The sequence below is a fragment of the Streptomyces sp. PL-29 genome (genome assembly GCF_058344425.1).
This window is the reverse complement of record NZ_CP136996.1, coordinates 1,808,526-1,834,886: the sequence shown is the minus strand read 5'-3', so window position 1 is coordinate 1,834,886 and position 26,361 is coordinate 1,808,526. Positions and strand designations below refer to the sequence as shown.

The 26,361-nt window shown below is 72.8% G+C and carries 21 protein-coding genes; 12 read left to right on the top strand and 9 right to left on the bottom strand.

Features of this window, described 5'->3' with window-relative positions; all coding sequences use genetic code 11:
• Positions 1-8: 8 nt before the first annotated feature.
• The 5 genes from R4Z63_RS08370 to R4Z63_RS08350 form a co-directional block, all read right to left on the bottom strand.
• Positions 9-1,427, bottom strand: coding sequence for a phytoene desaturase family protein (locus R4Z63_RS08370; protein WP_384450181.1), 1,419 nt, complete (start codon positions 1,425-1,427; stop codon positions 9-11).
• Between the two features lie 36 nt (positions 1,428-1,463).
• Positions 1,464-2,090 (bottom strand): DUF4126 domain-containing protein, encoded by a 627-nt coding sequence (locus R4Z63_RS08365; protein WP_384450178.1) that lies wholly within the window; start codon positions 2,088-2,090, stop codon positions 1,464-1,466.
• A 107-nt stretch (positions 2,091-2,197) separates the two neighbouring features.
• Positions 2,198-2,599 (bottom strand): SCO2097 family morphological protein, encoded by a 402-nt coding sequence (locus R4Z63_RS08360; RefSeq protein ID WP_037926923.1) that lies wholly within the window; start codon positions 2,597-2,599, stop codon positions 2,198-2,200.
• Between the two features lie 294 nt (positions 2,600-2,893).
• Entirely contained in the window at positions 2,894-3,652 is a 759-nt protein-coding gene (locus tag R4Z63_RS08355) for a methyltransferase domain-containing protein (protein WP_037926920.1), read from the bottom strand.
• Between the two features lie 73 nt (positions 3,653-3,725).
• Positions 3,726-4,232 (bottom strand): SAV_6107 family HEPN domain-containing protein, encoded by a 507-nt coding sequence (locus R4Z63_RS08350; RefSeq protein ID WP_384450175.1) that lies wholly within the window; start codon positions 4,230-4,232, stop codon positions 3,726-3,728.
• Between the two features lie 178 nt (positions 4,233-4,410).
• Here R4Z63_RS08350 and R4Z63_RS08345 point away from each other — a divergent pair, with 178 nt between their 5' ends.
• From R4Z63_RS08345 to R4Z63_RS08335, 3 genes are read left to right on the top strand one after another with little or no spacing between them, the layout of a single operon-like run.
• Complete coding sequence (locus R4Z63_RS08345; protein ID WP_384450172.1) at positions 4,411-5,358, top strand: ATP-binding cassette domain-containing protein; 948 nt, start codon at positions 4,411-4,413, stop codon at positions 5,356-5,358.
• A complete protein-coding gene (locus tag R4Z63_RS08340; RefSeq protein WP_384450169.1) occupies positions 5,330-7,423 on the top strand; it encodes a YhgE/Pip family protein in 2,094 nt (697 codons plus the stop codon). Before R4Z63_RS08345 ends, R4Z63_RS08340 begins: the two co-directional genes overlap by 29 nt.
• Positions 7,424-7,452: 29 nt before the next feature.
• Positions 7,453-8,085 (top strand): TetR/AcrR family transcriptional regulator, encoded by a 633-nt coding sequence (locus R4Z63_RS08335; protein WP_037926913.1) that lies wholly within the window; start codon positions 7,453-7,455, stop codon positions 8,083-8,085.
• 458 nt (positions 8,086-8,543) lie between these two features.
• Here the strand turns inward: R4Z63_RS08335 and R4Z63_RS08330 are convergent, their stop codons facing one another.
• The 4 genes from R4Z63_RS08330 to R4Z63_RS08315 form a co-directional block, all read right to left on the bottom strand.
• On the bottom strand, positions 8,544-10,967 hold the full coding sequence (locus tag R4Z63_RS08330; protein WP_384450165.1) for a transglutaminase TgpA family protein: 2,424 nt from the start codon (positions 10,965-10,967) through the stop codon (positions 8,544-8,546).
• A complete protein-coding gene (locus R4Z63_RS08325; protein ID WP_384450162.1) occupies positions 10,964-12,331 on the bottom strand; it encodes a DUF58 domain-containing protein in 1,368 nt (455 codons plus the stop codon). The genes R4Z63_RS08330 and R4Z63_RS08325 overlap by 4 nt, the downstream gene beginning before the upstream one ends.
• Positions 12,331-13,341, bottom strand: a complete 1,011-nt coding sequence (locus tag R4Z63_RS08320) for an AAA family ATPase (RefSeq protein WP_037926908.1) — start codon at positions 13,339-13,341, stop codon at positions 12,331-12,333. Before R4Z63_RS08320 ends, R4Z63_RS08325 begins: the two co-directional genes overlap by 1 nt.
• A gap of 137 nt (positions 13,342-13,478) precedes the next feature.
• Positions 13,479-14,093, bottom strand: a complete 615-nt coding sequence (locus R4Z63_RS08315) for a beta-class carbonic anhydrase (RefSeq protein ID WP_078556938.1) — start codon at positions 14,091-14,093, stop codon at positions 13,479-13,481.
• 298 nt (positions 14,094-14,391) lie between these two features.
• On the opposite strand from R4Z63_RS08315, the gene rsmH reads away from it, so the two are divergent.
• The 9 genes from rsmH (at position 14,392) to murG (ending at position 26,351) form a co-directional block, all read left to right on the top strand.
• Positions 14,392-15,351: a 16S rRNA (cytosine(1402)-N(4))-methyltransferase RsmH gene (gene rsmH / locus R4Z63_RS08310; protein WP_078556936.1), complete on the top strand. Its 960-nt coding sequence runs from the start codon at positions 14,392-14,394 to the stop codon at positions 15,349-15,351.
• The gene (gene ftsL, locus R4Z63_RS08305; RefSeq protein WP_384450158.1) at positions 15,348-15,908 is read left to right on the top strand and encodes a cell division protein FtsL; all 561 of its coding nucleotides are present in this window, start codon (positions 15,348-15,350) and stop codon (positions 15,906-15,908) included. The genes rsmH and ftsL overlap by 4 nt, the downstream gene beginning before the upstream one ends.
• A 63-nt stretch (positions 15,909-15,971) precedes the next feature.
• Positions 15,972-17,993, top strand: coding sequence for a peptidoglycan D,D-transpeptidase FtsI family protein (locus R4Z63_RS08300; RefSeq protein ID WP_106967670.1), 2,022 nt, complete (start codon positions 15,972-15,974; stop codon positions 17,991-17,993).
• A 45-nt stretch (positions 17,994-18,038) separates the two neighbouring features.
• On the top strand, positions 18,039-19,748 hold the full coding sequence (locus tag R4Z63_RS08295; RefSeq protein WP_037926900.1) for a UDP-N-acetylmuramoyl-L-alanyl-D-glutamate--2,6-diaminopimelate ligase: 1,710 nt from the start codon (positions 18,039-18,041) through the stop codon (positions 19,746-19,748).
• On the top strand, positions 19,745-21,175 hold the full coding sequence (locus tag R4Z63_RS08290; RefSeq protein ID WP_384455866.1) for a UDP-N-acetylmuramoyl-tripeptide--D-alanyl-D-alanine ligase: 1,431 nt from the start codon (positions 19,745-19,747) through the stop codon (positions 21,173-21,175). The genes R4Z63_RS08295 and R4Z63_RS08290 overlap by 4 nt, the downstream gene beginning before the upstream one ends.
• On the top strand, positions 21,172-22,242 hold the full coding sequence (gene mraY, locus R4Z63_RS08285; protein WP_037926887.1) for a phospho-N-acetylmuramoyl-pentapeptide-transferase: 1,071 nt from the start codon (positions 21,172-21,174) through the stop codon (positions 22,240-22,242). Before R4Z63_RS08290 ends, mraY begins: the two co-directional genes overlap by 4 nt.
• Entirely contained in the window at positions 22,224-23,801 is a 1,578-nt protein-coding gene (gene murD, locus R4Z63_RS08280; RefSeq protein ID WP_384455863.1) for a UDP-N-acetylmuramoyl-L-alanine--D-glutamate ligase, read from the top strand. The genes mraY and murD overlap by 19 nt, the downstream gene beginning before the upstream one ends.
• A 69-nt stretch (positions 23,802-23,870) precedes the next feature.
• Positions 23,871-25,250, top strand: coding sequence for a putative lipid II flippase FtsW (gene ftsW / locus R4Z63_RS08275; RefSeq protein ID WP_037926884.1), 1,380 nt, complete (start codon positions 23,871-23,873; stop codon positions 25,248-25,250).
• Between the two features lie 6 nt (positions 25,251-25,256).
• Complete coding sequence (gene murG / locus R4Z63_RS08270; RefSeq protein WP_037926882.1) at positions 25,257-26,351, top strand: undecaprenyldiphospho-muramoylpentapeptide beta-N-acetylglucosaminyltransferase; 1,095 nt, start codon at positions 25,257-25,259, stop codon at positions 26,349-26,351.
• Positions 26,352-26,361 lie beyond the last annotated feature (10 nt).

The window sequence follows — 26,361 nt, the reverse complement described above, 5'->3', positions numbered from 1 at the left end:
CGGCGGGCTCACTGGGAGCCGCGGAACCCCGCGCCCTCCACGATCAGCCCGGCCACCAGGGCCCCGGTCATCCCGGCGTGCGCGAGCCCACCGCCCGGATGGGCCCAGCCGCCCGCCAGGTACAGGCCCGGCACCGCCGTGGCGTTGGCCGGGTACAGCAGCCCGCCACCGGCACCCGCGAGCGCCGGCGGCGGTACCGCGCCGCCCACGGCGCCGGTCGCCGCCTCGACGTCGGCCGGGGTGCGCACCTCCTGCCACAACAGTCGCTCGCGCAGGCCCTCCACGGCCTCCTCCGCAAGGTCCAGCAGCTCCCCGGGCTCCGAGGTCCCCGGCCCGTGCACGGCGCTCACGGTGACCGCCTCGTGCTCCGCGTCGGGCCGCGTGGCGGGATCGTCCGGCCGCATCACGGTGACCTGGCGTCCGGCCGCGTGCACGAGGGTGCGGTGGGCGGTTCCCGGGGGGCGGGGGCCGCGCAGCGCGAGCAGCAGCGTGATCCGGCCGGGCACGCCGTCGCCCCGGGCCGGGACCGCCCCGGCCGGCCACGGCAGCGAGTCGGCCGGAAGCAGCCGCGGGTCGATCCCGCAGACGACGAAGTCGGCGGCCGCCTCGGTGCCGTCGGCCAGCAGCAGGCCGGCCGCCTGGCCGTCTCGGACCAGCACCTCCCGCACCCGCGCCCCGAAGACGAAGGCGACCTTCCGCTCCACGCAGCGCTCGTACACGGCGGTGGCCAGCGCCCGCATCCCGCCGCGCACGTACCAGCTGCCGAAGGTCTGCTCCATGTACGGGAGCACGGCCGCCGAGCCGGGAGCGGTGGCGGGGTCGAGGCCGTAGCCGCGGACCACTCCGGTCAGTACCTCCGCGAGGGGGCCGCCCAGTTCCCGTCCGGCCACCTCGGCGAGGGTCGGGCTGCGGCGCCGCAGCAGGCCGCTGCGCCGCAGGGCAGGGTAGGGATCGCCGCCCAGCGTCTGCCGGGCACCGTCCCGCAGGGGCTCCTCCAGCAGCGGGCGGCGGGTGGCGTCCCAGGCGTCGCGGGCGCGGCCCAGCACGGCGTTCCAGCGCGCGCCGGCACCCTCGCCGAAGGCGGCCTCCAGGGCGGCGGCGACACCGCCGTGCGAGGCGCCGGGGAAGGTGACGTCGATGCCGTGGCCGGGCAGGACGTGTCGGACCGCCGGGTTCACCTGCGCCATGTCGACGCAGTCCTCCAGCGGCCGCTTGCCGGTCTTCACGAAGAGGTCGCGGTAGACGGCGGGCAGGTGCAGCAGGCCGGGCCCCGTGTCGAAGGCGAAGCCGTCGCGCTCGTACCGGCCGACCGCCCCGCCGTAGGTCGCGCCACGTTCGTACACCGTTACCCGGTGCCCCGCCACGGCCAGCCGGGCCGCTGTCGCCATCGCGCCCATGCCGGCGCCGATCACCGCAATTCGTGCCATGCGGCCGAGCCTATGGCCCCGGGCGGGCGGCCGCGGTCAGCGGGGTGGCGCCCCGGCGACCTCGCGGGCCTCGGCGGCCAGCCGCTTCTCCTCGCGGCGCTGGGCGCGGCGGCGGAGGAAGCGGCGGATCCGGCTCCAGAGGAAGACCACTATGGCCAGTCCGACGACCAGCAGGGAGCCCGCGATGACCGCGGCGGGTACCGGGTGGAAGATCGCGAAGGTGACGAGGCCCGCCACGCCGAGGTCCTCGGCGATGCTCACCGCCACGTTGGTGAACGGCTCGGGTGAGGTGTTGATCGCCATCCGGGTGCCGGCCTTCACGAAATGGCTGGCCAGCGCCGTGGTGCCGCCGACCGCCCCGGCGGTGAGGTCGGAGAGGGAGCCGCTCTGCCCGGCCAGCAACGCGCCGATCACCGCACCCGCCACCGGGCGGATCACGGTGTGGACGCTGTCCCATATCGAGTCGACGTACGGGATCTTGTCGGCGGCCGCCTCGCACAGGAAGAGCACGGCGGCGGCGATCAGCACGTCCGTGCGCTGCAGGGACGCGGGGACCTCGTCGGTCAGGCCGGTACGGCCGAAGATGCCGAGCAGGAGGACCACGGCGTAAGCGTTGATCCCACTGGCCCAGCCGCTGGTGAAGACCAGGGGGAGCACACTCATCGGATCATCATGCCGTACGGGCGCGTCGGCGTGCCGGAGGCCGGCGCGGAACAGTGAGGGGACGGTCGCGCGGCGGCGGCCGTCCCCTCACTCACGTGTTCCGGAGCCTACTGTCCCTGCTCGTCACGGCGGCGCTGCCACCGGTCCTCGATGCGGTTCATCATCGACCGACGCTGCCGGTTGTGGCCGCGGGTCGAACCGCCGGTACTTCCGGAGACGGGCTGCTCGCCGGGCTTGGGTGCCTTGCGCCAACCGGTGACCACCAGGACCGTGCATCCCAGCATGACGAGGAACCCCACCACGCTGATCCACAGCACGTTCGGAATGATCACACCGGTCATGAGGAGCGCGATACCCACCACAATGCCTGCGACTGCCTGGTAGACCCGTCGCCGGGTGTACGTACGCAGCCCGCTTCCCTCAAGCGCTGTCGCGAACTTGGGGTCTTCGGCGTACAGCGCTCGCTCCATCTGCTCGAGCATTCGCTGCTCGTGCTCCGAGAGCGGCACGGGAGTCCTCCTCATCCGTCGGTCGCGGGGGTGGCGACCAGGGGTCCCCTTCAGGATAGGCGGGGAATCGCCCCCGTGACACCCGCCCTCAAACCACGTTCCAAAATGACAAAGCACGGCGTAGACGGAGCCGGTAAAGCCACTGCGTGAAAACCGTACCGCCGCGGGAGCGGTCACTGGGGCCGTTATTCCCCAATGGTCCGTTCACCATGCCGGTCACTGCTCCCGATCATACGGGGCGGACCGGTCGGACGGAGGATGAGCGGCAGACTCCGAGCGGGCAGGAGCAGCAGTTCAGGCCCGCTTCTCGCCCAGGACGTGCAGCTGTGTGGCCACCGCGTGGAAGGCGGGCAGCTCCGCCGCGGCCTCCTCCAGACGCAGCAGTGCCTCGACCGCGCCCGGCTCTGTGTCCACCAGGACGCCCGGAACGAGGTCGGCGAAGATCCGCACCCCGTGCACCGCGCCGACCGCCAGACCGGCGTCGCCGACCAGGCCGGACAGCTGCTCGGCGGTGAAGCGGCGCGGCACCGGGTCGCCGGAGCCCCAGCGGCCCGCGGGGTCGGTGAGGGCGTTGCGGGCCTCCGTGAAGTGCCCGGCCAGCGCGCGGGCGAGCACGGCCCCGCCGAGTCCGGCGGCCAGCAGGCTGAGCGTCCCGCCGGGACGCAGGGCCGCCACCGCGTTGGCCACGCCCTCGGCCGGGTCGTCCACGTACTCCAGTACGCCATGGCAGAGCACCACGTCGTACGCGTCCCGCTCGACCACGTCCAGCAGGCCCTGGGCGTCGCCCTGGACGCCGCGGACCAGGTCGGCCACGCCCGCCTCGGACACCCGGCGCTCCAGCCCGAACAGTGCGTTCGGGCTGGGGTCGACCACGGTGACCCGGTGGCCCAGGCGGGCCACCGGGACGGCGAACTTGCCGGTGCCGCCGCCGGTGTCGAGCACGTCGAGCACATCCCGCCCGGTCGCCTTCACCCGGCGGTCGAGCGCCTCCTTGAGGACCTCCCACACCACGGCGGTGCGGAGGGAGGCACGGGGGCGTGGAGTGTCCGACACGGCTGATGGCTCCTCGGCGGGGTAAGGGTGAGCGGTCCGTGCCCCACCCTATTGCCTTCCGCAGCCGGGCAGGTCATCCCGCGTCCGGACGCTCCGGGCGCGGCTGTGGCACGGTCTGTCCCGGGCTTCGGGGCGCGGTGTCGGCGGGCACCGGGACGGCGAGCAGCCGTTCCACCAGGCGCAGGAACATCGAGGCGGCGCGCAGCAGGTCGTCCGCGTCCCGGGCGCCGGCCGCATCCGGTATCCCCGCCTCCGCCCGGGCCCGGCGAGCGGCGCCGGAGGCGAAGAGTGCACTCCACTCCGCGAGCTCCGGTGCCAGCTCCGGCAGCACCTCCCACGCGCTGCGGATCCGGGGCCGCCGCCGCGGGTGCGGCGGCTCGGGCCGAGCGCGCGCCGCGAGCACGGCCGCGGCGGTGCGCAGCGCGGAGAGGTGGGCGGTGGCGTAGCGCTCGTTGGGTCGGGTGAGCAGGGCGGCCTCGGCCAGGCCGCTGCGGGCCTTGGCGAGGAGGTCGAGGGCGGCCGGCGGGGCCGCCGACTTCCGCAGGACGGGGTGGACAGGGGACGGGGACGGTGTGGCCATGACGAACCTCCTGTCGATGCGTGGTGCGTTGCCTCCATCGTGACGGGCCCCACTGACAATCAGCCTGACCTGCATGTTTTCCGTCAAATGCACAGCAACTGCCCCCTCCTGTACGCCTGGTGCGCGACGGGGTGATAGTTTTGAACTGACCGGTCAGTTTAAAAAGAAGGGGGACGGCGTGGACAGCCCGCACGGCGCGGCCGTCAAGGCCGAGGGCTTCGGACTCAAGGGCCCGCGGGGCTGGGCCTTCCGGGGGCTCGGCATCGACGCGGCGCCCGGCTCGCTCATCGCGGTCGAAGGCCCCTCCGGCAGTGGCCGCACCTGCCTGCTCCTGGCCCTCACCGGGCGGATGAAGCCCACCGAGGGTCACGCCGAGATCGGCCGGCACCGGCTGCCGAAGAAGATGGCCGCGGTCCGCCGGATCGCCGCCCTCGGCCCGGTCCCGGGGGTCAACGACCTCGACCAGTCCCTCACGGTCGCCGAACAGCTGCGTGAGGGCGCTCTGCTCCAGCGCCACTACGACGCCCCGATCCGTTCCCTGCTGCGGCCCAGGGCCGAGCGCCGCGCCGCGGCCTCCACCCGGATCGAGGCCGCCCTGGACGCCGCCGGACTGGACCTGGCCACGCTGCCCAAGGGGGAGCGCACCACCGTCCGGGACCTGGAACGCCTGGAAGCCGTCCGGCTGTCCGTTGCGATCGCCCTGCTCGGCTCGCCGAGGCTGCTGGCCCTCGACGACCTCGACATGAAGCTCTCGGACACCGAACGCACCGAGGTCTGGGCGATGCTGCGCTCGATCGCCGCCCGGGGGACCACCGTCCTCGCCGTGTGCAGCGAGGCCCCCGCCGACGCCGTGGTCCTGCGGACCGCCCCGAGGGAGGACGGCGGTGCCGGGACCGACCGGCGCGCGGAGCCGACGGCGCAGGCGGAACCGGCCGCGGAACAGGACTCCGGCGCGAGGCAGGGCTCCGCCGCGGACGCCGGCTCCGGCACCGACAAGGTCGAGAAGGCCGACAAGGCCGACAAGGTCGAGAAGGCCGACAAGGTGGAGAAGGCCGAGACGGCCGCCCACGACAACGACGACACGAAGGGGACGGACGATGCGCTCGCCGAAGCTGGCCGCGCTTGAGCTGAAGCGGTTCGGGCGGGGGAAGCTGCCCCGGGCCGCCCTCGTCGCTCTGCTCCTGCTGCCGCTGCTCTACGGAGCCCTGTACCTCTGGTCCTTCTGGGACCCCTACAGCCGCCTCGACAAGGTGCCCGTCGCCCTCGTCAACTCCGACCGGGGTGCGACCGTCGACGGCAAGCACCTGGACGCGGGCGGTGAGCTCACCAAGAAGCTCCGCGACAGCAGGACCTTCGACTGGCGGGAGGTGAGCGCCGAGAAGGCGGCCAAGGGGCTGGAGGACGGTACGTACTACCTGACCCTGACCATGCCGGCCGACTTCAGCGAGAAGATCGCCTCCAGCTCGGGCGACGACCCCGCCACGGGAGCCCTCCAGGTCCGCACCAACGACGCCAACAACTACGTCGTCGGCTCGATCTCCCGCTCCGTCTTCTCCGAGGTCCGCTCGGCGGCGTCCGCCAACGCCTCCCGCGGTTTCCTCGACAAGATCTTCGTCAGCTTCTCCGACCTGCACGACAAGACCGCCGAGGCCGCCGACGGCGCCGACCGGCTCAAGGACGGCGCGGGCAAGGCCCAGGAGGGTGCCAAGGAACTCGCCGACGGCCTCGACACCGCCGGGGAGAAGAGCGGCGAGCTCAACAGCGGCCTGAAGAAGCTCAACGCGGCCGCCGCCAAGCTGGAGACCGGTACGCGGGACATCGCGAACGGCACCCAGGTCCTCGCCGACCGGGTCAACGGTGCCGCCGACAAGGCCCGCCCCTTCGTCAAGGACCCCAAGAGCCTCGCGGCCACCGCCGAGCTGGTCGCCGACAGCGCGAAGGTGGTCAACAACCACCTCGACACGTTCGTGGAGAAGGCCCCGGCCGCCGCGGCCGTCGCCAAGCGGGCCTCCAGCGGCGCCGACGCCTATTACACCAAGCACTGCGTCACCCCCGGCGCCGAACCGCACCTCGCCTCCTGCCCCGACCTGAAGAAGGTCAGGGACGACGCGGCCGAGGCCGCCGAACTCAGCGGCGACGTCAGCACCCTGGCCAAGAGCGCCGGCGGGGACGTGGCCAAGCTCCGCACCCAGCTGACCGACCTGGAGGGCAAGGCCCGCGAGCTCGCAGACAAGGCCCCCCATCTCGCGAGCGACCTCGACGCGGCCGTCGCCAAGGTCAACGCCCTCAACACCGGCGCCCACAAGGTCGCCACCGGTATGTCCCAGCTGCACACCGGCCTCGGCTCCGCCACCACCGGCTCCGGCGCCCTCAGCGACGGCGTCGGCAGGCTCGGCGACGGCGCCCACCGCCTCGACGGCGGCATGTACAAGCTCGTCGACGGCACCGGTGAGCTGGCCGGCGGCCTGCACGAAGGTGTCGGCAAGATCCCCGACTACGACCAGCAGCAGCGGGACGCCCGCACCGAGGTCATGGCCGACCCGATCAGGCTCGCCAACCAGTCCCTGCACAAGGCGCCCAACTACGGCACCGGCTTCGCGCCCTACTTCATCCCGCTGTCCCTCTGGGTCGGCGCGATGGTCGCCTACATGCTGATCGCCCCGATGAACAAGCGTGCCCTGTCCGCGGGCGCCTCGCCCTGGCGGATCGCCCTGGCCGGCTGGCTGCCCGTCATGGGCATCGGCGCCGCCCAGGTCGCCCTGCTGATGTCCGTCCTGCGCTGGGCCCCGGACCTCGGCCTCAAGATGGCCAACCCGGCCCTCACCATCGGCTTCCTGCTGCTGGTCACCGGCTGCTTCGCGGCGATCATCCAGTGGCTCAACGCCAAGTTCGGCGCGGCGGGGCGGATCCTCGTCCTCGCCGTCCTGATGCTCCAGCTGACCTCCGCGGGCGGTACCTACCCCGTCCAGACCAGCCCGGACTTCTTCAACGCCGTCCACCCCTACCTGCCGATGTCGTACGTCGTGGAGAGCCTGCGCCGCCTCATCACCGGCGGCGACCTCACCCCGGTCTGGCAGGGCAGCCTGGTCCTGATCGCCTTCACGGTCGGTGCCCTCGCCCTCACCGCGCTCGCCGCCCGCGGCAAGCAGGTGTGGACCATGGACCGACTGCACCCGGAACTGAGCCTGTAGGGATGTGTTGACCTGTGACAATCAGCGCCATGGACAGCAGCAGCACCGGTACGGGTACCGGCGGGGGCCGTCGTGCGGCCACCCGGCAGAAGCTCTACGAAGCGGCCGTCACCCTGATAGCCGAGAAGGGCTTCTCCGCGACCACGGTCGATGAGATCGCCGAGCGGGCGGGCGTGGCGAAGGGCACGGTCTACTACAACTTCGCCAGTAAGAACGAGCTGTTCGAGGAGTTGCTGCGGCACGGCGTCGGCCTGCTGACGGCTTCGCTGCGCACCGCGGCGGAGGAGACCGAGGCAGCCGGCGGCAGCCGCGTCGAGGCGCTCGACGCGATGATCCGGGCGGGCCTGGTCTTCATCGACCGCTACCCGGCCTTCACCCAGCTGTACGTCGCCGAGCTGTGGCGGACCAACCGCACCTGGCAGTCCACCCTGATGGTGGTCCGCCAGGAGGCGGTGGCCGTCGTGGAGAAGGTGCTGCGCGAGGGCGTCGAGCGCGGGGAGCTCAGCCCCGAGATCGACGTGCAGCTCACCGCGGCCGCACTGGTGGGCATGGTGCTGGTGGCCGCCCTGGACTGGCAGTCCTTCCAGCGGGAGCGGTCCCTCGACGACGTGCACTCGGCCCTGTCGCTGCTGCTGCGCGGGCGGGTCAGCGGAAACCGCTGACCCGCCCGGCACCCCCCGGTCGGCGGTGCCGCGCGGGCACGGCAGCCCGTACAACTGGTGGGGCCCGCCGCTGCCGCTGAGTATCCGTACCTAGGCGCGGAAATGAGTACGCATGCGGATGGGCTCCCACCTGCGCGGACGCCAGACTGGGAGCCACGGACAGGAGCCCCGGTCCGCGCCGCCGACACGGGGCTGCGGAGCGGACCGGGTACCTCCGTCCGCGACCGGGCGGAGGTACGGGGACCCGGTGGGAAAGGCGCGGACGCGGCGGGGCCCGGGGGGATCGGGCCTCGCCGCGTTCTCGCGTACCCGGGTTCGGCAGGGTCCGGCGCCGTCGCGGGAACTCCGCCCCGCTCGCCCCGCCCCGCCGCACGCTCCGGATTCCGCCGGGATCGTCCCCTGACGGGCTGCAAGGAGCCGGGCCCGACGCCGCGCGCCCGGCCCCGGGGCGGACGGCGCTACTTGCGCAACACGCCCCCGCCGCGGACCCACAGCGGGAGGCGCAGGGACGCCAGGCGGGCCGAGACCGCCGAGGCCAGGGCCGACCGGCGGGCCGAGACCGCCCAGGAGATCCGGGCCGCCGAGCGCGGCAGCACCAGGGCGCGCAGCCGGGCCGGGCGACCCGCCGCGGCCAGCAGGCCCGCCCGTGCTGCCAGTACGTCGTCCGCCAGGCCCGGGTACGAGACCTCCGCGCCCGGCGGCGCGTACAGAGCCCGTTCCACAGCGCCCGCCACCCGGTGCACCGCCGCCGCGGCGTCCGGATCCAGGCCGCCCAGATCCACCACCCGGCTCGCCGCCCGGCGCGGGGACAGCGCCTCGTCCGGGACCACGCCCACGTCCCAGGCGGTGTCCCCCAGTTCACGCCAGGCCGCCAGGACCTCCCCGGTTCCCAGTCGGCGGGCCCGCAGTCGGCGGCGCCACAGCGACGGCAGCAGGGGCAGTCCCAACACCGCGAGGACGACCGCCAGCCAGCCGAGGACCGCCGTCAGCGCCGGCCCGTCGTCGGAGGCCGCGCTCTGCTGCGGGGCGGTCGGTCCGCACTCGCCCAGCTTCTTCAGCACCGGCGGACACTCGACGGACGCCGAGGGTGCCGGCGCGGGCTGCGCCGCGCCCTGCGAGGGCAGCGGCGCCGGCGCGGACGGCTGGGCCGCCGGGGCCTCGACACGGGAGTAGTCCGGCACGTTGAGGCCCGACCGGGGGGTCGGCTCGAATCGGGTCCAGCCCACGCCCTGGAAGTACAGCTCGGGCCAGGCGTGCGCGTCCCGCATCGACACGTTCACGATGCCGTCCGACTGCTTCGTGCCGGGGGTGAAGCCCACCGCGACCCGGGCCGGGATGCCCAGCGTGCGGGACATCGCCGCCATCGAGAAGGCGAAGTGGATGCAGAAGCCCTCCTTGTCGGCGAGGAACCGGGCGACGGCCTGGGGCCCCGTCCCCGAGGTGGTCTGCGTGTCGTAGCGGAACCCACCGCTCACGGCGAAGAAGTCCTGGAGCTTCACCGCGCGCGAGTAGTCGTCCTCCGCTCCCTGCGTCACCTGGCGGGCCGTGTCGGCGACCACCGCCGGGAGGCTGTCCGGGGTCTTCGTGTACTCCTCCCGTATCGCCGGGTCCGGCGCCGGGGCCTCCTGGAGCTGCTGCGCGGTCGGCTTCAGCAGCAGGCTGCGCACCCGGTACTCGGCGCCCTGGACGGTCTGGTACCGGTCCCGGCCCAGCTGGTCGCCGACCAGCGTGCGGCCGACCGGCTCGAACCGCCACTTCCCGCCGATCTCCACCGCGGTCGCCGGGTACGGCATGGGGAGATAGCGCTGGCCGTAGCCGTCCGACGCCGTGATGTTCGTGGTCACCTCGCTCGCGCCGACGCGGACCTCGTCAGCGAGACCGGGCGGGGGCGGCATCTGCTGCGGGACGTCGGTCAGGGCCCGGCCGGACGCCTCCCACCTGGCGCCGTTGAACTCGTCCAGGGCGATGATGCGCAGGTACTGCTCGCTCTGCTGCGGACTGTCCGTCCGGTAGCGGAGCATCACGCGGTTGTCCTGCGTGTTGAGGTTGCTCTGCAGGGAGACCAGCGGGTTGACCGCCGAGATCGTGCCGCCCGAGCCGCCCGACCCGGCGCCGTCCTTCGGACCGCCCAGCAAACCGTCGTCGAGGCCGGGCAGCGCCGCCGGCACCACCAGCGCCACACCCAGGGCCAGGGCGCCGATCCGCCGGCCGAACCGCACCGGGGCCGTCGCCTGCACGCCGCCGCTGCTGATGCCCGAGTCGGCCGCTCCGCGTCCGCGCGGTGCCGAGCCGAACACCCGCCCCCACTGGGCGAGCCGGTCACGGCCCTCGGAGAGCAGCAGCATCAGGTACCCGCAGCCCGCCAGCAGGAAGGCGAACCAGGAGGCGTCCCCGCCACCCGACAGGCCCGCGGCGACCGAGTACAGCGCGAGCAGCGGCAGTCCGGCCGCGGCGGCCGTGCGCGCGGTCACCGCCAGCAGGTCCACCAGCAGGCCGATCAGCAGGACCCCGGACACCAGCAGCAGCTGGATGCCGTCCGTCAGCGGGGCCGGTATCGCGTACTCGCCCACGTCGTGGACGCCCTGGGCGAACAGCGAGCCGAAGTCCGTCACGAAATAGGCCAGCGGGCCGCTGCCGGCGGACTCGACCTTGCCGGCGAAGAGCAGAGCGAGCAGCAGCAGCGACACCAGCAGCTGTGCTGCCACGGTCAGCGACCGGGCCAGCGGCACCCGCCGGGCCCCCGCTCCCACCGCGCTCTGCACGGTCAGCAGCAGCGCGGCCTGGAGCAGCCAGGCCTGCGATTCCACCAGCGGGCTCAGCGACCACGAGGTGAGCAGCGTCGCGAGTGCCGCGAACACCGTCAGTTTCGCCCGTCCGCTCATGGCCGGCCTCCGCTCGTTCCGGTACCGACGCGCGCGGTCCCGATCTGCCGCCACAGTTCACCGAAGGCCGCCCCCGGGGTGGCGGCCAGAGCCGTCCAGCCCGCGTCGCGCAGCCTGCGCAGCCGCTCCTGGAGCGGGACCACGTGGTGCCCGGGCGCGGGCCTGCCGCCCCAGGTCTCGGTGTCCAGCACGAAGGCCACCGCGCCCGAGGTGCGCTGGCGCATGGTCGCCGCCAGCTCGGTCTGTACGTCGTCCAGGTCGCCGAAGAAGGCGATGAGGAGCCCGTCGCCGCCGCCCTCACCGAAGCCGTCGGTGCCGCGCACCGCGTCGTAGGCCCGGGAGAGCCCGGCGCCGTCGGAGTGTCCGACCACGGCGAGGGTGTCCATCATCAGCCCGGCGGCCTCCGCGGACTCCTGCCCGCCGGCGGAGAACCCGCCGCCGCCCTGGCCGGGCACGGCGTCGCCGGTGTCGGTCAGCAGCCGGGCCGAGAAGCCCTGCTCCAGGACGTGCACGAGGCTGGAGGCGGCGGCGGAGACGGCCCATTCGAAGGCGGAGTCGGGACCCGCGCCGTCGAAGGCGAGGCGCCGGGTGTCGAGCAGGACGGTGGCCTTGATGCGCCGGGGCTGTTCCTCGCGGCGGACCATCAGCTCGCCGTAGCGGGCGGTGGAGCGCCAATGCACGCGGCGCAGGTCGTCGCCGCGCCGGTAGCCGCGCGGGATCACGTCGTCCTCGCCGGCCAGGGCCAGGGAGCGGCGGCTGCCGTCGCCGTAGCCGTTGGACTCCCCGGTCAGCCGGACCGGCGGCAGGGGTTCGGTGCGCGGGATGACGGTGAGGGTGTCGTAGGTGCTGAACGAGCGGGTCAGCTCGACCAGACCGAAGGGGTCGGTCAGCCGCAGCTGGAGGGGGCCCAGGGGGTAGCGGCCGCGCAGGTCGGAGCGGACCCGGTAGGACACCTCACGGCGGCCGCCGGGCTCGACCCGGTCCAGCACGAACCGCGGGCGCGGCCCCAACACGTACGGGACCCGGTCCTGGAGCATCAGCAGGCCGGTGGGCAGCCGGGAGACGTTGTCCATGCGCAGCTGCACCCGGGCCTCGGCTCCCGCGGGCACCCGCCCGGGGGTCAGCCGGCGGCTGCCGGAGACCCGGTGCCGGGTGCGGTGCAGGGCGTAGACGCAGATCAGCGGCAGGAGCGCGAGCAGCAGGCCGACGCGCAGCAGCGCGCCCTGGCCGAGGACGTAGGCGCAGGCGGCCGCGGCGACCCCGGCGGCCACGAAGGAGCGGCCGCGGGTGGTCAGCCCGGACAGCGAGGCGCGCAGCCCGCCGCCTCCCGGGCCGCCGGCGCCGCGGGGGGCACCGGCACCCATCAGAAGCTCCGGGCGCCGGCGCCGGGCGGCATCTCGCCGCGGGTGTGCGCGGCCGGGACGGGGGTGCGCTGCAGGATCTCGCCGACGACCTGCTCGCTGGTGCGCCGGTTCAACTGCGCCTGTGCGGTGGGCAGCAACCGGTGCGCGAGGACCGGCGCGGCCAGCGACTGGACGTCGTCGGGCAGGACGTAGTCCCGGCCGGCGAGCGCGGCGGAGGCCTTTACGGCGCGCAGGAGGTGCAGGGTGGCCCGGGGCGAGGCGCCCAGCCGCAGGTCGGGGTGGCTGCGGGTGGCGGAGACCAGGTCGACGACGTAGCGCCGGACCGGCTCGGCGACGTAGACCTCGCGCACGGCCTCTATCAGTTTGACGATGTCGTGGGCGTGCGCGGCGGCCTGGAGGTCGTCGAGGGGGTTGACCGCGCCGTGTACGTCGAGCATCTGGAGTTCGGCTTCCGGGCTCGGGTAGCCGACGGAGACGCGGGCCATGAAGCGGTCGCGCTGGGCTTCGGGCAGCGGGTAGGTGCCGTCCATCTCCACCGGGTTCTGGGTGGCGACGACCATGAAGGGGCTCGGCAGCGTGTAGGTGGTGCCGTCGATGGTGACCTGGCGTTCCTCCATCGACTCCAGCAGTGCCGATTGTGTCTTCGGCGAGGCGCGGTTGATCTCGTCGCCGATGACGATCTGCGCGAAGATCGCGCCGGGCTTGAACTCGAACTCGCGGCGCTGCTGGTCGTAGATGCTGACGCCCGTGATATCGGAGGGCAGCAGGTCCGGCGTGAACTGGATGCGCTGCACCGAGCAGTCGATGGACTTGGCCAGCGTCTTCGCGAGCATCGTCTTGCCGACGCCCGGAACGTCCTCGATCAGCAGATGCCCCTCGGCGAGGAGCACGGTCAGCGCGAGGCGGACGACCTCGGGCTTGCCCTCGATCACGCTCTCGACCGACTGGCGGACCCGCTCCGCCGTGCTGGTCAGATCCGCGAGGCTCGCTCGGTCGTCGTACGTCGTCACCTGGTACTCCTCGGCCCATTGCTCAGGGCCGACGCTCTACGCGCATGACCGGCCCACCCCGAAACACGGACACCGGACCCGGGGTCTTCCGGGTGGTGCCTCCCCGCATTCTTGACGCCGTTGCGGCCCTGTGTCACTCAGGAGCTGGGATCGATCTCCCGGAGGAGCCCGGTGTGCACGTCGAAGACGAAGCCTCGCACATCGTCCTTGTGGGGCAGGAAGGGGTTCGTGCGGACGCGCTGCATGGACTGGCGGACGTCCTGGTCGACGTCGCGGAATGCTTCGACGGCCCAGGCGGGACGCTGGCCGACCTCGTCCTCCAACTCGTGGCGGAAGTCCTCGGTCAGACGTTCCAGGCCGCAGCCGGTGTGATGGATCAGTATCACCGTGCGCGTGCCGAGGGCCCGCTGGCTGATGGTGAGGGAGCGGATGGTGTCGTCGGTGACCACGCCGCCCGCGTTGCGGATGGTGTGGCAGTCGCCGAGCTCCAGGCCGAGTGCGGCGTGCAGGTCGAGGCGGGCGTCCATGCAGGCCACGATGGCGACGTGGAGGACCGGGCGGGCATCCATGCCCGGATCGGCGAACGTGGCCGCGTAGCGCTGGTTCGCCTCGACCAGCCGGTCGGTGACGGATCCGCCGACGGATGCCTCGGGTGCGGAGTCTGCAGGCAGGGATGCGGAAGTCGTCATGGGTACGACGTTAGTGGTCACGGGCGGCGCAGTCCGGTGGTGAGGGCGGACAAAGAACGTCAACGGGGCTTGTGTGAGCTAACCCACAGGGGTGGGCGGGGGGCGGCCGTCCGGGTGGTTCGCCGGCCCGGGCGGCTTCGGTCCGAGAGGGCGCGTACGGCGCGCGGGCCGGTTCGTTGACCGCGGCGACCGTTGCACTAAAGTGACGCGAACCGGCCGGAGCCCGGCCCTGACCGGCCTCCCGGCCACCGATGAAGACTCCGCGTGCGCGGCGCGTACGTCCGGCCCGGCCCTCTTCCGCTCACCGGCCGGGGGAGCGGGCGGTGCGTACACCTGCCGCGCCGTTATCTGAGAGGGCGCTTTGACTAGCGAGTCCCGACATGTCCCGGTGATGCTCCAGCGGTGCCTGGACCTGTTGGCCCCGGCGCTGGAGAGGCCGGGGGCCGTCGTCGTCGACTGCACCCTCGGCCTCGGCGGCCACAGCGAGGCCCTGCTGACCCGGTTCCCCGAGGCCCGCCTGATCGGCCTCGACCGCGACAAGGAGGCCCTGCGGCTCTCCGGCGAGCGGCTCGCCCCCTTCGGTGACCGCGCCACCCTCGTACACGCGATCTACGCGGACCTCGCCGAGGTGCTCGACGGCCTGGGCCTCCCGGCGGTCCAGGGCATCCTGTTCGACCTCGGCGTCTCCTCCATGCAGCTGGACGAGGCCGACCGCGGGTTCGCGTACGCGCAGGACGCCCCGCTGGACATGCGCATGGACCAGACGACGGGCATCAGCGCCGCCGAGGTCCTCAACACCTACGCGCCGGGCGAGCTCGTGCGGATCCTGCGCCAGTACGGGGAGGAGAAGCAGGCCAAGCGGATCGTGTCCGCGATCGTCCGCGAGCGCGAGAAGGCTCCCTTCAGCAACAGCGCCCGGCTGGTCGAGCTCATCCGCGACGCCCTGCCCCAGGCCGCCAAGCGGACCGGCGGCAATCCGGCCAAGCGCACCTTCCAGGCACTGCGGATCGAGGTCAACGGCGAGCTCTCCGGCCTGGAGCGGGCCATCCCGGCGGCGGTGGACCGCATCGCGGTCGGCGGCCGGATCGCGGTGCTCTCGTACCACTCCCTGGAGGACCGCCTGGTCAAGCAGGTCTTCTCGGCGGGAGCGGCCTCCACCGCCCCGCCCGGGCTGCCGGTGGTGCCGGAGAAGTACCAGCCGAAGCTCAAACTGCTCACCCGCGGCGCGGAGCTGCCGACCGAGGAGGAAATCGCCGAGAACCGGCGGGCCGCCCCGGCGAGGTTCCGGGGGGTCGAGCGCATCCGGGAGGCGCGACTGTGAGCAGGGCCGGGAAGGTCGCCACGCTGACCCGCGGCCAGGCGGCCCGCATCGGGCGGGCCCTCGGCGCCCGCCCGGCCCGGCCGCGACCCGGCGGGCAGGCGGCGCGGATGCCGTTCGTCCTGCTGGTCGTGGCCCTGCTCGCGGGCGGCCTGATCAGCCTGCTGCTGCTGAACTCGGCGCTCAACGAGGGCTCCTTCCAGCTGAGCCGGCTGAAGAAGGAGACCACCGCCCTCACCGACGAGGAGCAGGCCCTCCAGCGCGACGTGGACGCCTACTCGGCCCCCGACGCCCTCCAGCGCCGCGCCCGGGAGCTGGGCCTGGTACCCGGCGGCAGCCCCGTCTTCATCGGCCCGGACGGGAAGGTCTCCGGCAGCGTCTCGGTGGCCGAGGCGCCGCCCTCACCGACGCCCACGCCCACGCCCACGGTGGCGCCTACGACCGCGCCGAACGTGCCGGCCGCGCCGACCGGACCGGGCCCGTCCCCGGCCCCCGCCGCCTCCCCGGCCCAGCCCGCCCCCACCGGCAACCCGCAGCCCAGCCAGACCCCTGGAAGGTGACGTCGTGACGCGGATCCCGTCTGAACCGGCAGCGCCGGCGTTCGAGGCGCGGACGGTGGCCGGGTGAGCCCGCCGGAGCCGCCGCGGCGGCGGGTGCCCGGCCCGGCCAGGCCGTCGCGGCCCGGCGACCGGGCCCGGTCCACCGCCCGCCCGGCCTCGCGTCCGGCGACCCGCCGCCCCGCCGGCCCCCGCACGCCGCACACCATCCGGCTCGGCAGCCCCCGGCCCCGGCTGCGCCTGGTCGGCGTCGGCCTGACCCTCGTCATGCTCGCCTTCGTCGTACGGCTGCTCCAGGTGCAGGCCGTCGACGCCCCGGCGTTCTCCGCCGCGGCCTCCAAGAACCGCTACACCAAGGTCAAACTGGCCGCCGAGCGCGGCGAGATCACCGACCGCAGGGGCGTCGCCCTCGCCACCAGCGTCGACGCGTACGACATCACCGCCGACCCGAAGATGTTCACCCCGCAGGACAGCAAGGCCCCCGACGCCCCCGAGCAGGCCGCGGCCCTCCTCGCGCCCATCCTCGGCAAGGACGCCAAGGAGCTCGCGGACAAGCTCAGCACCAGGAACAGCCGGTACGTGGTCCTCGCCCAGCGCCAGACCCCGCAGGTCTGGAACCAGATCAAGGACCTCAAGCGGGTCTTCTCGGAGAAGGCGTCCGCGGACAAGAAGAACAACGCCCCCGGCGCCAACGTCCTGGCCGGGGTGTTCAAGGAGGACAGCAGCAAGCGCGTGTATCCGGGCGGGGACCTCGCCGCCGGGATACTGGGCTACGTCAACGCCGAGGGCAAGGGCGCCGGCGGGCTGGAGTCCGCCCTCGACAAGAAGCTGGCCGGCAGGGACGGGGAGATCACCTACGCCCAGTCCGGCGGCCGCAAGGTGCCCACCGCCGGCTCCAGCGAGAAGCCCGCCGTGCCCGGCGACGACATCGAGCTGACCATCGACCGGGACATCCAGTGGGCGGCGCAGAGCGCCATCGCCGAGCAGGTCCAGAAGTCCGAGGCCGACCGCGGCTACGTCATCGTCCAGGACACCCGCACCGGCGAGGTGCTGGCCATGGCCAACGCCCCGGGCTTCGACCCCAACGACCTGACCCGGGCCAGCTCCGCCGCCATGGGCAACGCCGCCCTCCAGGACGTCTACGAGCCCGGCTCCACCGCCAAGGTGATGTCGATGGCCGCCGTGCTGGAGGAGAAGAAGGCGACCCCCGACACCCGCGTCGAGGTCCCCAACCGCCTGCACCGCGGCGACCGGCTGTTCAAGGACGACGTCGACCACCCGACCTGGTACCTGACCCTCAACGGGGTCCTCGCCAAGTCCTCCAACATCGGCACCATCCTGGCCACGGGCCAGCTCGGTCCCACCCAGCCCGATGCCAACCGGGTCCTGCACTCCTACCTGACCGACTTCGGCATCGGCCGGCCCACCGGCCTGAACTACCCGGGCGAGTCCCGCGGCATCCTCGCCGATCCTCAGGACTGGTCCACCTCGCAGCAGTACACGATCCCTTTCGGCCAGGGACTCTCCCTCAACGCCATGCAGGCGGCCTCCGTGTACTCGACCATCGCCAACGGCGGGGTCCGCATCGCACCGACGCTGGTCCGCGGCACCAAGGGCCCCGACGGCCGCTTCACCCCGGCCCCGGCGCCCGAGCAGAACCGTGTGATCAGCAAGGAGACCGCGAAGACCCTCGCAGAGATGCTCGAATCCGTCGTCGACGACCAGGAGGGCACCGGAACCAAGGCGAAGATCCCGGGCTACCGGGTCGGCGGCAAGACCGGCACGTCCAACCGGGTGGATCCGGCCACCGGCCGCTACAAGGGCTACACCGCCTCCTTCGCCGGTTTCGCTCCGGCGGACAATCCGCGCATCACCGTCTACTGCGCGATCCAGAACCCCACGAAGGGCAGCTACTTCGGCGGCCAGATCTGCGGCCCCATCTACAAGAAGGTCATGGAGTTCGCCCTCAAGACCCTCCAGGTCGCCCCCACCGGCACCGCCCCCGCAGGGCTCCCGGTCACCTATGAGCCCGGCCCGCAGCCCGCCCAGCAGCCCGCTCCGCAGCCCGCCCCGCAGACCGGCCAGTGACCCACGGCCGCGGCCTGCCCGCCAGAAAAGCGTGAGGCACCATCAGTGACAACGATCACCCCGAAACCCGGGAACCGACCGGCCGTCGGAGCAGAGCCCGGCCCCTCGCTTCGCGGCCCGGCCGCCGAGCCCGGTACGCTCACCGCCGTGCCCCACGCTGATCAGCCCAGAACCACCCAGCAAGACGCCCCGGCAGCGCCGCCGGGAGCGCCCAGGCCCGCGTCCGCCGCTCCGAGCCCGCTGGGCGAGTTGGCCGCGCTGCTGGGCATCCCGTCGCCAGGCGCTGCGCAGATCACCGGGATCACGCACGACTCCCGTGCGATCCGCCCCGGAGACCTGTACGCGGCCCTGCAGGGAGCCCGGACCCACGGTGCCGACTTCGCTGCGCAGGCCGCCGGCCTCGGTGCCGCCGCCGTGCTGACCGACCCCGCCGGCGCCGAGCGCGCCGCGGCCACCGGCCTGCCGGTGCTGGTCGTCGCCGATCCGCGCGGCCGGATGGGCGAGCTCGCCGCCGCGATCTACGGTCACCCCGGCGAGGACCTCCTCCGGATCGGCATCACCGGTACCTCCGGCAAGACCACCACGGCGTACCTCGTCGAGGGCGGCCTGCGCGCGGCGGGCCGCAGCACCGGACTGGTCGGCACGGTCGAGATGCGCATCGGAGACGAGCGCATCAAGTCCGAGCGGACCACCCCCGAAGCCACCGACCTCCAGGCGCTCTTCGCGGTCATGCGCGAACGCGGCGTCGAGGCAGTGGCCATGGAGGTCTCCAGCCACGCCCTGGTACTCGGCCGCGTCGACGGCTGCGTCTTCGACGTCGCCGTCTTCAACAACCTGAGCCCCGAGCACATGGAGTTCCACACCGACATGGAGGACTACTTCCAGGCGAAGGCGGGGCTCTTCACCCCCCGCCGGTCCCGCCTGGGCGTGGTCAACCTCGACGACGAGTACGGCCGCCGCCTCGCCAAGGAGGCCACCGTCCCGGTCGTCACCTTCTCGGTCGCGGGCGACCCGGCCGCCGACTGGCGCGCCGAGGACGTCGTCACCGGCCACATGGACTCCACGCTCACGCTGGTCGGCCCCGAGGGGCAGCGCGTGCGCGCCAAGGCCCCGCTGCCGGGCCCGTTCAACGTCGCCAACACCGTCGCCGCGATCGTCACGCTGGCCGCGGCCGGCCTCGACCCGCAGACGGCCGCCGACGGCGTCGCCGCGGTCCCCGGAGTCCCGGGCCGGCTGGAGCGGGTGGACGCGGGACAGCCGTACCTCGCCGTCGTCGACTACGCGCACAAGACGGACGCCGTGGAGTCGGTCCTGCGCGCCCTGCGCGAAGTCACCACCGGCAGGCTGCACATCGTGCTGGGCTGCGGCGGCGACCGCGACACCACCAAGCGCGCCCCGATGGGCGCCGCGGCCGCCCGGTTCGCCGACGTGGCCGTCCTGACCTCCGACAATCCGCGTTCCGAGGACCCGCTCGCGATCCTCGCCGCGATGTTCGGGGGAGCCGTGTCCGTACCGCCCGCAGAGCGCGGCACCGTCCTCGTCGACGCCGACCGCGCGGCGGCCATCGCCGCCGCCGTCGCGCGCGCCGAGCCCGGCGACACCGTGCTGGTGGCCGGCAAGGGCCACGAGCAGGGCCAGGACACCGCGGGGGTCGTCCGGCCCTTCGACGACCGCACGGTGCTCCGCGCCGCGATCGAACGCCAACGCGTGCTCGATCGAACGACCCAGGTCCGACAGGCCGAGGTGAACCAGTGATCGCCCTTTCCCTCGCCGAGATCGCCGACATCACCGGCGGGCGGCCCCACGACATACCGGATCCGTCCGTCAGGGTCACCGGTCCGGTGGTCTACGACTCCCGAGAGGTCCGGCAGGGCAGCCTGTTCGCGGCCTTCGTCGGCGAGCGGGTCGACGGCCATGACTACGCCGAGGGCGCACTCGCCGCCGGCGCCGTGGGCGTCCTCGCGACCCGGCCGGTGGGTGTCCCGGCGATCGTCGTCCCCGACGTGGTGGCCGCCCTCGGGGCCCTCGCCCGTGCCGTCGTGGCCCGCCTGGGCACCGATGTCGTGGCCCTCACCGGGTCCGCGGGAAAGACCTCCACCAAGGACCTCATCGCGCAGGTGCTCCAGCAGCACGCGCCCACCGTGTGGACCCCCGGGAACCTCAACAACGAGATCGGCCTGCCGATCACGACGCTGCGCGTCACCGAGGACACCCAGCACCTCGTCCTGGAGATGGGCGCTCGCGGCATCGGCCACATCCGGTACCTCACCGGACTGACGCCTCCTCGGATCGGCCTGGTGCTCAACGTCGGCACGGCGCACATCGGCGAGTTCGGCGGCCGGGAGCAGATCGCTCAGGCCAAGGGCGAGCTCGTCGAGGCCCTGCCGGCCGAGGCGGAGGGCGGCGTCGCCGTCCTCAACGCCGATGACCTGCTCGTTCGTGCCATGGCCGCGCGCACGAAGGCGCGCACCGTGCTGTTCGGAGAGGCCGACGACGCCGAAATCCGGGCCACCGACGTCCGGATGACGGACACCGGACAGCCTTCCTTCACACTGCACACACCGACCGGGTGCAGCGACGTGACCTTGCGGCTGTACGGTGAGCACCACGTGTCGAACGCGCTCGCCGCGGCCGCCGTCGCCCATGTACTGGGCATGTCCGTCAAGGAGATCGCCACCGCGCTCTCCGGGGCGGGCACGCTGTCCCGGTGGCGGATGGAGGTCACCGAGCGGGCGGACGGTGTGACGATCGTCAACGACGCCTACAACGCGAACCCGGAGTCCATGCGGGCCGCACTGCGCGCGCTCGCCGCGATGGGCGGTGCCGGCAGGGCGAAGGGGGGGCGCACGTGGGCGGTGCTCGGCCCGATGGCCGAGCTCGGAGACGACGCTCTCGCCGAGCACGACGCGGTCGGACGACTTGTCGTCCGGCTCAACGTGAGCAAGCTCGTCGCGGTCGGGGGCAGGGAAGCCTCCTGGCTGCAACTGGGCGCATATAACGAGGGTTCGTGGGGTGAGGAGTCGGTGCTCGTGTCCGACGCGCAGGCGGCGGTCGACCTGTTGCGCAGTGAACTGCGCCCGGGTGACGTCGTGCTGGTGAAGGCTTCCAGGTCGGCCGGTCTGGAGCGGGTGGCGCAGGTCCTGCTTGAGGGCACTGTCGAGGGCGAGGTCGCCGGCCGATGAGGCAGATCCTGTTCGCCGGTGTCATCGGCATGTTCCTGACCGTCATCGGCACGCCGCTGCTGATCAAGCTGCTGGCCCGCAAGGGTTACGGCCAGTTCATCCGCGACGACGGTCCGCGCGGCCACGCCGGGAAGAAGGGAACGCCCACCATGGGCGGCATCTCCTTCATCCTGGCCACGCTCGTCGCGTACGCGCTGACGAAGGTCATCACCGGTGAGGAGCCGAGCTTCTCGGGCCTGCTCGTCCTGTTCCTGATGGCCGGCATGGGCCTCGTCGGGTACCTCGACGACTACATCAAGATCGTCAAGCGGCGTTCGCTGGGTCTGCGGGCCAAAGCCAAGATGGCCGGCCAACTCATCGTCGGCATCGCCTTCGCAGTGCTCGCACTCCAGTTCAAGGACTCGCGCGGACTCACCCCGGCCTCCACCAAGCTGTCGTTCGTCACGGACTTCGGCTGGTCGATCGGCCCGGTGCTCTTCGTGGTCTGGGCGCTGTTCATGATCCTGGCCATGTCCAACGGCGTGAACCTCACCGACGGCCTGGACGGTCTGGCCACCGGCGCCGCAGTGATGGTCTTCGGCGCCTACACCTTCATCGGCGTATGGCAGTTCCAGGAGTCGTGCGCGATGGCGGCCGACCTCACGAACCCGAACGCCTGCTTCGAGGTGCGCGACCCGCTCGACCTCGCGGTGGTCGCCTCCGCACTGATGGGCGCCTGCTTCGGCTTCCTGTGGTGGAACACCTCGCCCGCGAAGATCTTCATGGGTGACACCGGTTCGCTGGCCCTCGGCGGCGCGCTCGCGGGTCTGGCCATCTGCTCCCGCACGGAGTTCCTGATGGCGCTCCTCGGCGGCCTCTTCGTGCTCATCACGATGTCGGTCGTCATCCAGGTCGGCTCCTTCAAGCTGACCGGCAAGCGCGTCTTCCGGATGGCTCCGCTGCAGCACCACTTCGAACTCAAGGGCTGGTCCGAGGTCCTCGTCGTGGTCCGTTTCTGGATCATCCAGGGCATGTGCGTGATCGTGGGTCTCGGTCTCTTCTACGCGGGATGGGCAGCCGACAAGTGAGCGCCTCCGACCTGGCCGGCCTGCTCGGCCCCGACGCCCTGGGCCGGTTCGGCCTGCCGGGCCGGATCACCGTGGCCGGCCTCGGTGTCAGCGGCATCAGCGCCGCCCGGGCACTGGCCGGGCTGGGTGCCCGCGTCACCGTCGTCGACAACGGCGACGGCGACGCGCACCGGGCCAGGGCGGCCGAGCTCGCGGAACTCGGCATCGAGGTCCGCCTCGGTCACCTGCCCGACGGCGCGCGCGCCGGCGAGACCCTGCCCGAGGACACCGAACTGGTCGTCACCTCGCCCGGTTGGCCGCCGCACAGCCCGCTCTTCCTGGCCGCCGCCGAGGCGGGCGTCGACGTCGTCGGCGACGTCGAGGTCGCCTGGCGACTGCGCGAGGCCGGCGCGGAACTCCGCGCCGCCCGCGGGGCCGCCGACGAGGGTGCCGGCGAAGGGGTCGGCACCGGCCCGGGCGAGCCCGCCGCATGGCTCGCCGTCACCGGGACCAACGGCAAGACGACCACCACGCAGATGCTGGCGTCCATCTTGAAGGCCGCCGGACTGCGCACCGCCGCCGTCGGCAACATCGGTACCCCGATCATCGACGTGGTGCTCGGCGAGCAGCGCTACGACGTCCTCGCCGTCGAGCTCTCCAGCTACCAGCTGCACTGGGCGCCCTCGCTGCGCGTCCACTCGGCGGCCGTCCTCAACCTGGCCCCCGACCACCTCGACTGGCACGGCTCGATGCAGGCGTACGCCGCCGACAAGGGCCGCATCTACGAGGGCAACACGGTCGCTTGCGTCTACAACGTGGCCGACAAGGCCACCGAGGACCTGGTCGTCGAGGCCGACGTCGAGGAGGGATGCCGGGCGATCGGCTTCACCCTCGGCGCCCCCGGCCCCTCCATGCTCGGCGTCGTCGACGGCATCCTCGTCGACCGGGCCTTCGTGGAGAACCGCCAGAAGAACGCCCAGGAGCTCGCCGAGGTCAAGGACGTCAACCCGCCGGCCCCGCACAACATCGCCAACGCGCTCGCGGCCGCGGCCCTGGCCCGGGCCTTCGGAGTGGAGCCGCGCGCGGTCCGCGACGGGCTGCGCGACTTCCGTCCGGACGCCCACCGGGTCGCCCGGGTGGACGAGGTCGCCTCGGTCGTCTACGTCGACGACTCCAAGGCCACCAACACCCACGCGGCGGAGGCCTCCCTGGCCTCCTTCGACAAGGTCGTCTGGATCGCCGGCGGCCTCGCCAAGGGGGCGACCTTCGACGAGCTCGTGCAGAAGTCGGCCGAGCGGATGCGCGGTGCCGTCCTGATCGGCGCCGACCGGGCGTTGATCGCCGAGGCACTGGCGCGACACGCCCCCGAGGTCCCGGTCGTCGACCTCGACCGGACCGACACTGGGGCGATGCTCGCAGCGGTCCGGGAGGCGGCCGCGCTCGCCGAGCCGGGTGACACGGTCCTGCTGGCACCGGCCTGCGCCTCGATGGACATGTTCGCGAACTACAACAAGCGCGGTGAAGCATTCGCCGACGCGGTGCGCGAACTGGCCGCCGAGAACGCCGCGGACACGGCCTAGGCCGGGGCGCCGGGACTGGTTCCCTCCGGCCGGATGCTCGCCTCGTACGAGTGGAGGGGAAGATCACAGATGCCGGCCAAGCAGATGCTGCCGGGGCGGCGGCCGTCCGCCGTGAAGGCGCAGGGCCGCAAGCGCCCCGGCATGAGCGTGAAGCGCCCGGGGCGCCCCGGGCGGCCCGCCGGGCGCGGGCCGCTGGCCGGTCTCCGGCACACGCAGCAGCAGTTGCGCAAGGCGTGGGACCGCCCCCTCACGGCCTATTACCTGATCTTCGGCAGCTCCCTGCTCATCACCGTGCTCGGTCTGGTGATGGTGTACTCCGCTTCCATGATCAAGGCCCTGCAGCTGGGCCTGGGCGACGCGTACTTCTTCAAGAAGCAGTTCCTGGCCGCCCTCATCGGCGCGGTGCTGCTGCTGGTCGCCACCAGGATGCCGGTGAAGCTGCACCGGGCGCTGTCGTATCCGGTGCTCGCCGGGACGCTCTTCCTGATGGTCCTGGTCCAGGTGCCCGGGATAGGGGTGTCGATCAACGGCAACCAGAACTGGATCTCCCTCGGCGGCCCGTTCATGCTGCAGCCCAGTGAGTTCGGCAAGCTGGCGCTGATCCTGTGGGGTGCCGACCTGCTGGCCCGCAAGGGCGACCGGGGCCTGTTGAGCCAGTGGAAGCACCTGCTGGTGCCGCTGGTCCCGGTGGCCTTCCTGCTGCTCGGGCTCATCATGCTGGGCGGGGACATGGGCACCGCGATGATCCTCGGCGCCATCCTGTTCGGTCTGCTCTGGCTCGCGGGCGCCCCGACGCGGATGTTCGTCGGAGTGCTGGCCTTCGCGGGTGCGATCGTCGCACTGCTCATCAAGACCAGCCCGCACCGGATGGACCGGCTGGAGTGCCTCGGCGCGACAGAACCGGGCAAGAACGACCTTTGCTGGCAGGCCGTACACGGCATCTACGCCCTCGCGTCGGGCGGCTGGTTCGGTTCCGGCTTGGGTGCAAGCGTGGAAAAATGGGGTCAACTACCCGAAGCCCACACCGACTTCATCTTCGCCATCACGGGGGAGGAACTGGGACTGGCGGGGACGCTGTCGGTGCTGGCCCTGTTCGCGGCTCTAGGCTATGCGGGTATCCGCGTGGCCGGACGCACGGAGGACTCCTTCGTACGGTTTGCCGCGGGAGGCGTGACCACCTGGATCACGGCCCAGGCCGTGATCAACATCGGTGCGGTGCTCGGCCTGCTGCCGATCGCCGGAGTCCCCCTCCCGTTGTTCTCCTACGGCGGGTCCGCCCTGCTGCCGACCATGTTCGCGGTCGGACTGCTCATCGCCTTCGCGCGGGAGGAGCCGGCCGCGCGCGCGGCCCTCGCGATGCGCCAGCCGAAGAACGGCTGGAGGCGGACCGGGGTGAGATGGAAGTCGATGAGACGGCGCGTCAAGAAGCGGCCGTCCGGAGAGCGGTGAAATTCGGTGCATGTCGTACTCGCCGGTGGGGGGACCGCCGGCCACATCGAGCCGGCGCTCGCCCTCGCGGACGCCCTGCGCAGGCAGGACCCTTCAGTGGGCATCACCGCCCTGGGGACCGAGCGCGGACTGGAGACCCGCCTGGTGCCGGAGCGCGGCTACGAACTCGGGCTGATCCCCGCCGTGCCGCTGCCCCGCAAGCCCACGCCCGAGCTGATCACCGTCCCCGGACGGCTGCGCGGCACCATCAAGGCCGCGGAGGAGATCCTCCTGCGCACCAAGGCCGACTGCGTCGTCGGCTTCGGCGGCTACGTGGCTCTGCCCGGCTACCTCGCGGCCAAGCGGCTCGGCGTGCCGATCATCGTCCACGAGGCCAACGCCCGGCCCGGGCTGGCCAACAAGATCGGCTCCCGCTACGCGCACGCCGTCGCCGTCTCCACGCCCGACAGCAAGCTGCGCGGCGCCCGCTACGTAGGCATCCCGCTCCGCCGCTCCATCTCCACCCTCGACCGGGCTGCCGTACGACCCGAGGCGCGCGCCGCCTTCGGCCTGGACCCCAACCTGCCCACCCTGCTGGTTTCCGGCGGCTCGCAGGGCGCCCGGCGCCTCAACGAGGCGATCCAGCAGGTCGCTCCGACCCTCCAGCGCTCCGGCGTGCAGATCCTGCACGCCGTCGGGCCGAAGAACGAACTGCCGCGTGTCGACAACATGCCCGGGATGCCGCCCTATGTGCCGGTACCGTACCTGGACCGGATGGATCTCGCGTACGCCGCAGCCGACATGATGCTGTGTCGTGCGGGAGCGATGACCGTCGCCGAGCTGTCCGCCGTCGGGCTGCCCGCCGCCTACGTCCCGCTGCCGATCGGCAACGGCGAACAGCGGCTCAACGCCCAGCCGGTGGTCAAGGCCGGCGGCGGCCTGCTCGTGGACGACGCGGAGCTGACGCCCGACTGGGTGCTCGGCGAGGTCCTCCCGGTGCTGTCCGATCCGCACCGCCTGTACGAGATGTCCCGCGCCGCCGGTGAGTTCGGCCGCAGGGATGCCGACGAGCTGCTGGTCGGCATGGTGTACGAGGCGATCGCAGCCCACCGAGCCCGCTGACGCGGGAGCA